Raw genomic sequence first — 12,058 nt, forward strand, 5'->3', positions numbered from 1 at the left:
ACCGTTCCACGTGGAACTGAATTAAAAATGAGTTTATTTAATACAACATATGATGTTATTGTAGTAGGTGGTGGACATGCAGGAAGTGAAGCTGCAGCAGCAAGTGCAAACATGGGCGCGCACACATTACTTATTACTATGAACTTGCAAAATATAGCTCAAATGAGTTGCAACCCTGCAATGGGTGGAATTGCTAAAGGGCAAATAGTTCGTGAGATTGATGCATTAGGTGGATATAGCGCTATTGTAACAGATAAGACAGCTATACAGTTTAAAATGCTAAACAAATCGAAAGGACCAGCTATGTGGAGTCCGAGAGCACAATCAGATAGAATGCAGTTTGCAGAGTGCTGGAGGAACATGTTGGAACAAACAGATAATTTAGATTTCTATCAAGATTCTGTTAATGGGTTAATATTTGAAGGAGATAAAATTACGGGTGTAAAAACAGTTTTAGGTTTAAATATAAAAGCAAAAACGGTTATTGTAACGGCAGGTACTTTTTTAAATGGCTTAATTCATATAGGTGAAAAAACATTTGGAGGAGGTAGAGCAGGAGAAGGGTCATCTACAGGAATAACAGAAGATTTAATTTCTAAAGGATTTGAATCTGGAAGAATGAAAACTGGAACACCTCCAAGGGTTGATGCTAGATCTTTAGATTTTTCTAAAATGACTGAACAACCTGGAGATGATAATCCTGAAAAATTTTCATACCTACCAATAACAAATAAACTAACAAAACAACGTTCTTGTTACTTAACATATACAAATCCTAAAGTACACGATTTATTAAAAGAAGGTTTTGATCGTTCGCCAATGTTTAATGGTAGAATAAAATCTACGGGGCCACGTTATTGTCCTTCAGTAGAAGATAAAATTAATCGTTTTGCAGAAAAAGAACGTCATCAAATTTTTGTAGAACCTGAAGGATGGAATACTGTTGAAATATATGTTAATGGATTTTCAACTTCATTACCAGAAGATATTCAAGATAAAGCTATACGTGCTATTAAAGGTTTTGAGAATGTAAAATTTCTAAGATATGGTTATGCTATAGAGTATGATTATTTTCCACCAACACAATTAAAACATAACCTAGAAACTAAGTTAATTGAGAACTTGTTTTTTGCTGGACAAATAAATGGTACAACTGGATATGAAGAAGCAGCAGCCCAAGGTTTAATGGCAGGTGTAAACGCAGCTTTAAAAACTCAAAACAAAGAACCTTTTATTTTAAAAAGAAGTGAAGCTTATATAGCCGTTTTAATAGACGACTTAATTACTAAAGGAACAGAAGAGCCATATCGAATGTTTACTTCAAGAGCTGAGTACAGAACTTTATTAAGACAAGACAATGCTGATTTACGTTTAACAGAAAAAGCATTTGAATTAGGTTTAGCTTCTCAAGAAAGAATGGATAGAGTAGAAGAGAAGAGAAGAAAAACAAAGGAACTAATTAGTTTTATAGAAAAACTAAGTGTAAAAAAAGAAGAGGTAAATCCTATATTAGAAAACAAAGGTCTAACCACAGTAAATCAATCTATGAAATTATTTAAGATTGCAGCAAGACCTCAATTAAGTATTATCGATTTTAAATCTATAAATAAACTAGAACAATATTTTACAGAAAACAATATAGATAATGAAATAATAGAGCAAGTAGAAATTCATTTAAAGTATTCTGGTTACATAGAAAAAGAAAGAAACAATGCTGATAAATTAAATAGATTAGAAAATGTTCCTATCCCGTCTAAGTTTGATTACAGTAAAGTAAAATCATTATCATTTGAAGCTAGAGAGAAATTATCAAAAATTCAACCTACTTCAATATCACAAGCTAGTAGAATAAGTGGAGTTTCACCAAGCGATATATCTGTTCTTTTAGTTTATATGGGTAGATAAAAATATAAGTAAAAATAAAACGTTCCATGTGGAACGTTTTTTCTTTTTATGTAATATTGCAATTAATTAAACATACGTTCCACATGGAACAATTTTAAAATAATAAAATTTGAATAACAAAAAAGAGTTATATAAAGATTTAAAACCTTTTTTAAATTGTATTGATTATACAGTTTCAAAAGAAAGCTATGAAGTAATGTTAAACGAGGAATACGATATGTTAGTAACTTCTCCTGTTCCTTCAAATTTAGAAACTTACTATATAAGCGATTCATATATTTCTCATACTGATAGTAAAAAAAGTTTTATTGATAGAATATATCAACTAGTAAAAAATTACACCTTAAAACAAAAAGTAAAATTAATTAACTCTTTTAATACAGAATCTAAAACAATTTTAGATGTTGGTGCAGGTACTGGTGATTTTTTAAAAGTATGTAAAAAAAATGATTGGAATACATACGGAATTGAACCTTCAGATAAAGCACGTAAAATTGCAACTGAAAAAGATATTAATTTAAAACAAGATATTTCAGAATTAAAAAACGAATTATTTGATGTAATTACTCTTTGGCATGTTTTAGAACATATTCCAAATTTAATTGAATATATAGATCAATTAAAAAAATTACTAAAACCAAATGGAGTTTTATTAATTGCTGTTCCTAACTATAAAAGTTACGATGCAGAATACTATAAAGAACATTGGGCAGCTTTTGACGTACCAAGACACTTATGGCATTTTTCAAAAGAATCTATTCAAAAATTATTTTCACAAGTAAACATGAATGTTGAAAAAATACTTCCTATGAAGTTTGATTCATTTTATGTTTCATTACTATCTGAAAAGTATAAAAATAAAAAGAACAAGTCTTTTAAAGCATTTTTAACAGGGCTTAAGTCTAATTTAAAAGCTAAAAAAGACGGAGAGTATTCTTCATTGATTTACATTATAAAAAACAGGTAAAAACCTACTTAAATAGCATTTTAATAAAAGTAAATTAACTCATAGCAGAAATACCTTACTGAAAATAAAAAACCTCTTAAAACGTTTGTTTTAAGAGGTTTTTTAATAAATTTTATTTATTAAAAATAAATAAAAATAAATATTAACTATTTAATATATAAACACCAAAAATGGCTATTATAAAGTAAACTGCTAATGTCATTGCTCCTGCATAATCTTTTGCTAGACGTTGACCAATTAATAAAAATATTAATGATAAAGCAGCTAACTCAATTCCGATTAAAGCTAAATCTTTTGCTCCTGTTGTAGCTAAATTAAAAATTCCTACAAACATTAAAGCACCAGCTAATAATTCCATTACTAAGATAATAACTAATAATAAAGGTACAGAGTTTTTAAAAGGTGAATTTTTAAAATGTTCTTTAATAAAAGATACATTGCCATTCCAATCAGTAACTTTATCTATTCCTGATTGTAAAAAAGTAACTATTAAAAAAAGTAATATTAAAATTTCTGTAACGTGAGTTTGTATAAGATTCATATAATTGATTTTTAGCAAATATAAAATTAAAAACAAAAAATGTAACAATTAGGAAAAAAAGCGTCTAATAATTTGAAACTTCTTGAGTATCTTTATAAAGATAAATATTAACTAAAAAAATTAAACTATGTCATACTTATTGTATCCAATTATTTTCGTCGGATTAATTATTTTATTGTCTTCAATTTTTATTGTGAAACAACAAACTGCAGCTATAATAGAGCGTTTTGGTAAGTTTCACAGTATACGTCAATCAGGATTACAATTTAAAATTCCAATTTTTGATAGAATTGCTGGTAAGCTAAGTTTAAAAATTCAACAATTAGATGTAATTGTAGAAACTAAAACTTTAGATGATGTATTTACTAAAATAAAAGTATCAGTTCAATATGTAGTTATAAAAAATAAAGTATATGATGCCTTTTATAAATTAGAATATCCTCACGATCAAATTACTTCTTATGTATTTGATGTTGTTAGGGCAGAAGTACCAAAAATGAAGCTAGATGATGTTTTTGTTAAGAAAGATGATATCGCAATAGCTGTAAAATCTGAATTACAAGAAGCAATGATTAATTATGGTTTCGATATTATTAAAACGTTAGTTACTGATATTGATCCAGATGCACAGGTAAAAGAAGCAATGAATCGTATTAATGCTGCTGATAGAGAAAAAACAGCTGCACAATACGAAGGTGATGCTCAACGTATTTTAATAGTTGAAAAAGCAAAAGCTGAAGCAGAAAGTAAACGTTTACAAGGACAAGGTATTGCAGATCAACGTCGTGAAATTGCACGTGGTTTAGAAGAGTCTGTAGAGGTTTTAAATAAAGTTGGTATAAACAGCCAAGAAGCATCTGCTTTAATTGTTGTAACACAACATTATGATACTTTACAGTCAATTGGTCAGGAAACAAATAGTAATTTAATCTTATTACCTAATTCTCCACAAGCAGGAAGTCAAATGTTAAATGATATGGTAGCTAGTTTTACAGCTAGTAATCAAATAGGTGAGGCAATGAAAAACCCTAAAAAGAAGAACTAAATTATGATAATATCTACAACACATACTATTGAAAATAAACCTTCTAAAGAATATTTAGGTATTGTTACTGGTGAAACAATTATTGGTGCTAATATTATCAAAGATTTCTTTGCTGGTATTAGAGACATTGTAGGTGGTCGTTCTGGTTCTTATGAAAAAGTATTGCGAGAAGCAAAAGATACTTCATTAAGAGAAATGCAAGAACGTGCAGAAAAACTAGGTGCTGACGCTATTGTTGGCGTAGATTTAGATTATGAAACTGTAGGTAAAAACGGTGGTATGTTAATGGTAACTGCCTCCGGAACTGCCATTAAGTTATAAATAAAAAAGCCGATACTAATAGTATCGGCTTTTTTTATATAAAGAAAATAAGCGTTATTTCTTATCTTCTGTTTTTTCTTCGTCTTCAGTATTAGTAGCATCTTTAAACTCCTTAATACCTGTACCTAAACCTCTCATTAATTCTGGAATTTTCTTACCTCCAAACATTAATAATACTAAAGCTACTACTATGGCTATTTGCCATGGTCCTATCATTCCTAAAAATATATTCAGTGAAATCATTTTATATTAAATTTTACATTACAAAGATACAAAATTAACTTCTGTGTTCAATTACACCACCTATTACTTTTTTATCTTTAAATACTTCTGGTGTTCCTTTGTAAAAAATTGAACCTCCAAAAGAAACTTTAGCATCAAGAGTTTCACCAGATTGAACTTCTACTTTTGATCCTGATCCTGCTCTTACCATTGTCATATCACTAACTTGTAATTTGTAACCATGATACATTCCTCCAAGATCTGCATCTACAGTTTGGTTTTTAGATGCTCCTGAAAGCCTAATAACAGCCCCTGAAGAACTTTTAACCCTTAAATGCTTAACCTTAACCACCAAATTAATAAAAGCTCCTTCTTGTCCTTTAATTTCAATTTGTGTTTGCTCAATATTTTTACCTGTTATTATTGCTCCTTCATTTGCATCAATCGTTTTTAAATTTGATGCATAGTATAAGGTAATCTTTACTTTTCCATCTGCTGTAGTTTCAGGAAACCTTAGTGATATTCTTAATGTATTTCCAGAACTTTTTATTTTTACTTTTTCAGCTTTTTCACCAGTTACAATAATTTTTGATTCATCACTTTTAACAAGCTCAACATCAATACCATTATATACTTTTACTGTTGTAAAATCACCTAATTTTTTATTTATAGTTGTTTGTGCTGATGCTAAAACGGTCATCAAAAACAAACTTAAAAATGCTAATTTTTTCATTTTAAACTTCATTAGTTAATTAGTATAACCAAAAATTATACCATTACTATAAAGACAAATATTAAAATTTATTGTTACAAAGTGAATAAAATTAATGTGAAATTAGATCAAAATCTAAATGCTTACGCTCTAAATCTGTCTTTTTTACTTTTACAACAACAGTATCTCCTAATTGAATCATGTTTTTAGTTGATTGACCTACAATAGCATACTGCTTTTCATCAAAAATATAATAATCATCTTTTACATCTCTAATACGAACCATTCCTTCACATTTATTAGAGGCTATTTCTACATAGATTCCCCATTCTGTTACACCAGAAACAACTCCTTCGAATTCCTCATCTTTATGATCTTGCATATACTTAACTTGCATATACTTAATAGAATCTCTTTCTGCTTTAGATGCTAATTCTTCCATTTTTGAAGAGTGTTTACACTTTTCTTCATAAATTTCTGCTTTAGGTGAATTTCCTTCATCTAAATAATGTTGCAATAAACGATGTGTCATTACGTCTGGATAACGACGAATTGGCGATGTAAAATGACTGTAATAATCAAAAGCTAAACCATAATGTCCAATATTCTGAGTAGTATATTCTGCTTTACTCATAGAACGTATAGCTAGGGTTTCAACCATATTAGCTTCTCCTTTACCATGAACATCTGCTAATAATTTATTAAGCGATTGTGATGTTGTTTGCTTATTTTCTGTATTAATTTTATAACCAAACTTTCCAATAATATTCTGTAATGATGCTAATTTTTCAATATTAGGTTCATCATGTACACGATAAATAAATGTATTTTTAGTTACTTTTCCTTTAGTAAACCCAATAAATTCAGCTACTTTTTTATTAGCTAATAACATAAATTCTTCAATTAGTTTATTAGCATCTTTCGCTTCTTTAAAGAAAACTCCTATTGGATTTGCTTCTTCATCTAAATTAAATTTTACTTCAACTCTATCAAAAGAAATTGCTCCAGAACTCATACGATTCTTTCGCATTTTTTTTGCTAATTCATCTAATTTTAATGTAGCTTCAACTATATTTTCATCTACTTCATAAGCTTCTCCTGTTAGAGAAACATCAGCAGGTATAATATTCTTTTTTGTTTCTATAATTGCTTGTGCTTCTTCATAAGCAAAACGTTTATCAGAATACGTAACTGTTCTACCGAACCATTTGTTAATAATTTGTGCTTTTTCATTCATTTCAAATACTGCCGAAAAAGTTAATTTTTCTTCATTTGGTCTTAATGAACATGCACCATTACTTAACATTTCTGGTAACATAGGCACCACTCTATCAACTAAGTAAACAGATGTTGCTCTATCATAAGCTTCATTATCTAAAATAGTTTTTGGTTGTACATAGTGTGAAACATCTGCAATATGAATTCCTATTTCGTAATTACCATTTTCTAATTTTGTAAATGATAATGCATCATCAAAATCTTTTGCATCTTTTGGATCAATAGTAAAAGTTAAATCACCACGCATATCACGTCTTTTTGCAATTTCTTCTTCTGTAATTTCTAAAGAAAGTTTTTGAGCATCTTCTTCTACTTCTTTAGGAAACTCATAAGGCAAACCATATTCTAATAAAATTGAATGAATTTCTGTATTATGATCTCCTGGTTTACCTAAGACTTGTGTAATTTTTCCAAATGGGTTTTTAGAATTTTCTGGCCAATCAGTAATTTTTGCAACTACTTTATCGCCATCTTCAGCATCATTAAGTTTGTTTTGAGATATAAAAATATCAGCATACATTTTGTTGTTATCAGGAACAACAAAACCGAAGTTTTTATTCATTTGTAAAACACCAACAAATTCTGTTTTAGCTCTATCTAAAATTTCAACAACATCTGCTTCCAATTTATTACTTCTTCTCTTTTTGTACACATAAACTTTAACAGTGTCTTCATGTAAACCTTTACCTAAATTTACTGATGGTACAAAAATGTCATTTTCAAAATCTTCAGAAATAAAATAAGCATTTCCATTTGATGTAACATCTAATGTACCAACATGATATTTTCTATCTTCATTTATTTGGTACTTACCTCTATCTATTTCTTTAATTTTTTGACTTGCTGTTAATTCTGCTAATTTTTTTAAAACTTGAGTTTTTCCATCAGTATCGGAAATTCCCATTTTACCAGCAATTTGTTTATAATTGTAATGTTTTGAACTGTCTTCGTTAAGAATTCTAAAAATATTTCGGGTAAGATCTTTAATAATTTTCCCTTTTTTCTTGTAGATTTTTTTCTTTCTAGTCATGAATCTTTCGTCTTTAATAATTTTCCACCAAAGTACGAATAAAATTACACCTCGTTAATTAAATAACAGTTATCAATTCTATTTTGTACTTTGTCGGACTTTAATTTATTTTTTTATGCAAACATCTTGGTTTATAATTGTTAATCCTATTGCTGGTAATGGGAATTTTAATGAACTGTGGAATGAAATACAAAAACAATTAAATTCTCATCAAATAACTTATAAATATTCAAAAACTGAATATTCTCAACATGAAATAGAGTTAGTTCAAAACGCTATAAATCAAGGTTATAAAAATATAATTTCTGTTGGTGGTGATGGTACATTACATCATATTGTAAATGGTATAATGAAACAAAATATAGTAAAAACTGAAGAAATTACGGTAGGTGTTATTCCTTTAGGTACTGGAAATGATTGGATTAAAACCTATGGAATTTCAAAAAATATTGAAAAGGCTGTAGCTTTAATTAAAAATAAAAATAAAATATACCAGGATATTGGTTGTTTAGAATTAAAAGACAAAACATCTTATTTTAATAATGTTGCCGGTATTGGTTATGACGGATATGTTGTTAATAAACTAAATAAATTAAAACGTTTTGGTGCAATTGCTTATTTATTAAGTGGTATTGCTGGCTTATTATTTTATAAAAAAACAACTTTTAAAGTAGAAGTTAACAATAAACTCATTGAAACTAAATGTTTAATGACCCTGTTTGGAATTTGCAAATATTCTGCTGGTGGAATGCAACTAACTGATTATAAAGATTCTACAAATGGTTTATTTGATATTACTATTGCTAAAAACCTCACATTAAGCGACTTAATACTCAATATTAAAAAATTATATAACGGTTTAATTACCAAACATAGGAAGGTAGAAACACATTTATCAAATACTTTGTTAATAACTCCAACTGTAGTAAATGATAAACCATTTATTCAAGCTGATGGAGAGTTAATTGGGCAAGGAACCGTAAAAGTTAGTCTAATACATAGAGCAATTCAATTCATTACACCACAATAAGTTAAAGAAATCTTAAGAAAAATGTAACATTTCTTAAAATTTAACGTCTTTATAATAAGAAGTCGTTAAAGATGAAAAATCTAAGAAAAATTATCGCTTTATTTTTATTCATATTTATTACAGGAATTATTGTAACCGTAATAAGTATAAACACTACGTTGAATAAAAAAACACCTACTGAATTAGTTAAAGCTAAAGACAGTGTTTACCTTATAAAAAAACTACAAAAAACTGCTTAAAAGCATTTTTATAACCAAGTATCTTACTTATAAACAAATCTAGTTTTATAACTTACTCTAGTACTCTTTTCTTCTTTTAGAAAAGAAACATAACTTGTTTTTTAAAAATACATTGATTTAAAATTTTTAAAAATAGATGTTATTAACATATAATATAATTAATATAAAAGATTTTAAAAATTTAAAAAAAGAAATGATTGTTATTATAGTGTGTTAATATGTACAATAAATAATTGTTTCAATATTTGGTGATATCACTTATTAAATAAAATAAACAAGTTATTAAGTTTATAAAATCTTAAAAATCAACTATGATTTAGAGTTATTAACAAAACTTATAAACAGTAGTTCACTAAAAATTATGAATAGATATTTTTAATTTCAATGTAAATAAAGGGTTAATTTTATGTTGATAAATGTTAGTTAAAAACTCAAAAAAAAAGTTGCATATGTAAAACTAGTTCTTGTATTGTAAAAAAAATGCAAATAATCAAATAATCTTTTTAAAATATACTAGTAGTTCTTAACAATTAAGTAATATAGTTTAAGTCCTTAATATTAAAGAGGTTATTAAGAATAGCAAAAAAAGCATTGTTAATTACTGTTGATAACCGTGAATAACTGTATTTTTGTAACTCACAACTAAATTAAAATCAACAAATTATGACAATTGCCATCGGAAATGACCATGCAGGTACCGAATATAAATTTGAAATAATAAATCTTTTAGAAGAGTTAGGACATAAGGTTATTAATTTTGGAACTAACACAAATGATAGTATGGATTATCCAGATGCTATTCATCCAACAGCTGAAGCTGTAGAAACTGAACAAGCAGAAATGGGTATTATTTTATGTGGAAGTGGTAATGGAGCTCAAATGACAGCTAATAAGCATCAAGGAGTTCGTGCTGCTTTATGTTGGAACAATGAATTGGTTGAATTAACACGTCAACATAATAATGCTAATGTTTTAACAATTCCAGCTCGTTTTGTGTCTTTACAACAAGCTTTAGGTTTTGTTAAGTTATTTTTAGCTACAGAATTTGAAGGTGGACGTCATGCGAATAGAGTAAATAAAATAGCTTGTAATTGCTAATGAATTTTATAGTAAAAACATTTAAAGAGCTAACAACTTCAGAATTGTATGAGATACTTCAATTACGTTCTGAAGTTTTTGTTGTAGAGCAAAACTGTGTATATCAGGATATTGATGGGAAAGATCAAAAAGCACTACACGTTTTAGGTATTAAAAAAGGTAAAATTATAGCGTATACACGTTTGTTTAATAGTGGAGAATATTTTGATACACCAAGCTTTGGTAGAGTTATAATAAAAGAAACTGAGCGAAAGTATGGTTATGGTCATGATTTAATTAAAGCTTCTATACAAGCCGTTGTTGATAACTACAATGAAACAAAAATTACTATTTCTGCTCAGACATATTTAAAGAAATTTTACGAATCTCACGGTTTTATAAAAATAGGAGAAGACTATTTAGAAGATGGTATTCCGCATATTAAAATGATACGAGACTAAACTTAGTTTCTTAAAAGAGAAAAATACCCAATTTTTAAAGAATCGTCATCAAAAATTATTTTATACCAATAACTATTAGATTCTACTTTTTTACCATTACTTAAACCATCCCAGCCTATTTCTGGGATAGGAGATGATATGAGTTTTCCAAATCTGTTATAAATTAAAACTCTCTTAATTTTTTTTATAGATTTAATTTTCCAATAATCATTTACACCATCATTATTAGGAGTAAAAAAATATGGAAATGATTCTTTTTCTGTTGGAGATTCGCATATAGTAACTTTAAAACTACTTTCTTTAAAGCAATCAGCATCATTTATATCAACATTATATATATAAATTGTTTGAGAATTTGATATAATATCACCAGTATTTAATATCATTCCTTTTCCTCCAGATTCAGAAAAAAAAGCACCATGATTTAATGAAGGAAGTATAAAAAAATTACAAGTATTAATATCATTTAACTCATCAACATTAATATTACAAGATATATTATTACATTGTTTTTCAGTTTCAACAAAAAAAGAAGTACTATCTATATTTAACCAATTAGTATTACTATAAGCTATAGTATCAACAAATATGCATTTTAAATTAGGATTATTTTTAGAGTTAAAAACATTTATTTCTTCATTTTTATTATTTCTTAAGTCTAAAAAATTAAGATTATTATTATTAAGTTCAACTAGTGTTAATTCTGTATTTAAAGAAAAGTTTAAACTTTCTATATTGTTATTAACAATAGATATAAAAGAAAGTAAAATATTTTTATCTGTATTTAAACTTTGAAGAGAATTATTATCTAAAAATAGATTTTTAAGATTAATATTATTAGAAATATCTAAAAATGTAATATTATTATTTTCACAAGATAAAGTGTTTAACTTTAGTAAGTTGTTTACGCTTATAGTATTAAGGTTATTGTTATTTACTTGAAGATGATTTAAATCAGTAAAATCTTCTATACCAGTTAAGTCTGATATATTTAAATTCATAAGAAATATTTCTTTTATAGAATTAATATTAGAAGTAAGAACATAATCATCTAAAGGACCACTGTCATATCCTTTATTAATTAGAGCTTGTTCAAAATTATCATCAGGAACATAAGTCTGTTGTGAGAAAAGACTTACAGAAAATAAAATGAAATATGTTAATATAACTTTTTTCATTTATAATAAAATGATTTTCTGTAATATACAGAAAATTATTTTACAGAATAAA

13 protein-coding genes are annotated in these 12,058 nt (G+C 27.1%); 8 read left to right on the forward strand and 5 right to left on the reverse strand.

Annotated features, from left to right (window positions below):
- Positions 1 to 27: 27 nt before the first annotated feature.
- A complete protein-coding gene (mnmG, locus tag Q0881_RS01455) occupies positions 28 to 1,905 on the forward strand; it encodes a tRNA uridine-5-carboxymethylaminomethyl(34) synthesis enzyme MnmG (RefSeq protein WP_299156265.1) in 1,878 nt (625 codons plus the stop codon).
- 109 nt (positions 1,906 to 2,014) lie between these two features.
- Entirely contained in the window at positions 2,015 to 2,872 is an 858-nt protein-coding gene (locus Q0881_RS01460; RefSeq protein ID WP_299156267.1) for a class I SAM-dependent methyltransferase, read from the forward strand.
- 142 nt (positions 2,873 to 3,014) lie between these two features.
- Here the strand turns inward: Q0881_RS01460 and Q0881_RS01465 are convergent, their stop codons facing one another.
- A complete protein-coding gene (locus Q0881_RS01465) occupies positions 3,015 to 3,413 on the reverse strand; it encodes a DoxX family protein (protein WP_299156269.1) in 399 nt (132 codons plus the stop codon).
- A 127-nt stretch (positions 3,414 to 3,540) separates the two neighbouring features.
- On the opposite strand from Q0881_RS01465, the gene Q0881_RS01470 reads away from it, so the two are divergent.
- Together Q0881_RS01470 and Q0881_RS01475 are read left to right on the forward strand one after the other, a co-directional pair.
- On the forward strand, positions 3,541 to 4,458 hold the full coding sequence (locus tag Q0881_RS01470; RefSeq protein ID WP_299156271.1) for an SPFH domain-containing protein: 918 nt from the start codon (positions 3,541 to 3,543) through the stop codon (positions 4,456 to 4,458).
- Positions 4,459 to 4,461: 3 nt separating this feature from the next.
- On the forward strand, positions 4,462 to 4,779 hold the full coding sequence (locus tag Q0881_RS01475; RefSeq protein ID WP_299156273.1) for a heavy metal-binding domain-containing protein: 318 nt from the start codon (positions 4,462 to 4,464) through the stop codon (positions 4,777 to 4,779).
- Between the two features lie 54 nt (positions 4,780 to 4,833).
- On the opposite strand, the gene Q0881_RS01480 is transcribed toward Q0881_RS01475, so the two are convergent.
- From Q0881_RS01480 to rnr, 3 genes are all read right to left on the reverse strand, one after another.
- Positions 4,834 to 5,022 (reverse strand): twin-arginine translocase TatA/TatE family subunit, encoded by a 189-nt coding sequence (locus Q0881_RS01480; protein WP_299156275.1) that lies wholly within the window; start codon positions 5,020 to 5,022, stop codon positions 4,834 to 4,836.
- 34 nt (positions 5,023 to 5,056) lie between these two features.
- Positions 5,057 to 5,734, reverse strand: coding sequence for a head GIN domain-containing protein (locus tag Q0881_RS01485; protein ID WP_299156277.1), 678 nt, complete (start codon positions 5,732 to 5,734; stop codon positions 5,057 to 5,059).
- A 91-nt stretch (positions 5,735 to 5,825) separates the two neighbouring features.
- Positions 5,826 to 8,021 (reverse strand): ribonuclease R, encoded by a 2,196-nt coding sequence (gene rnr, locus Q0881_RS01490; protein WP_299156279.1) that lies wholly within the window; start codon positions 8,019 to 8,021, stop codon positions 5,826 to 5,828.
- A gap of 115 nt (positions 8,022 to 8,136) precedes the next feature.
- Between rnr and Q0881_RS01495 the strand changes: the two genes are divergently transcribed.
- The 4 genes from Q0881_RS01495 (at position 8,137) to Q0881_RS01510 (ending at position 10,828) form a co-directional block, all read left to right on the forward strand.
- Positions 8,137 to 9,051 carry a diacylglycerol kinase family protein gene (locus tag Q0881_RS01495; protein WP_299156281.1) on the forward strand — a complete coding sequence of 305 codons (915 nt, stop codon included), beginning with the start codon at positions 8,137 to 8,139 and terminating at the stop codon, positions 9,049 to 9,051.
- A 71-nt stretch (positions 9,052 to 9,122) separates the two neighbouring features.
- Positions 9,123 to 9,290: a hypothetical protein gene (locus Q0881_RS01500; protein ID WP_299156283.1), complete on the forward strand. Its 168-nt coding sequence runs from the start codon at positions 9,123 to 9,125 to the stop codon at positions 9,288 to 9,290.
- Between the two features lie 663 nt (positions 9,291 to 9,953).
- Positions 9,954 to 10,388: a ribose 5-phosphate isomerase B gene (gene rpiB, locus Q0881_RS01505; RefSeq protein ID WP_299156285.1), complete on the forward strand. Its 435-nt coding sequence runs from the start codon at positions 9,954 to 9,956 to the stop codon at positions 10,386 to 10,388.
- A complete protein-coding gene (locus tag Q0881_RS01510; protein ID WP_299156286.1) occupies positions 10,388 to 10,828 on the forward strand; it encodes a GNAT family N-acetyltransferase in 441 nt (146 codons plus the stop codon). Before rpiB ends, Q0881_RS01510 begins: the two co-directional genes overlap by 1 nt.
- Positions 10,829 to 10,830: 2 nt before the next feature.
- Here the strand turns inward: Q0881_RS01510 and Q0881_RS01515 are convergent, their stop codons facing one another.
- Positions 10,831 to 12,006 carry a T9SS type B sorting domain-containing protein gene (locus Q0881_RS01515; RefSeq protein WP_299156288.1) on the reverse strand — a complete coding sequence of 392 codons (1,176 nt, stop codon included), beginning with the start codon at positions 12,004 to 12,006 and terminating at the stop codon, positions 10,831 to 10,833.
- Positions 12,007 to 12,058 lie beyond the last annotated feature (52 nt).

The organism is uncultured Tenacibaculum sp. (genome assembly GCF_947494125.1).
In the GTDB taxonomy this organism is placed as follows: domain Bacteria; phylum Bacteroidota; class Bacteroidia; order Flavobacteriales; family Flavobacteriaceae; genus Polaribacter.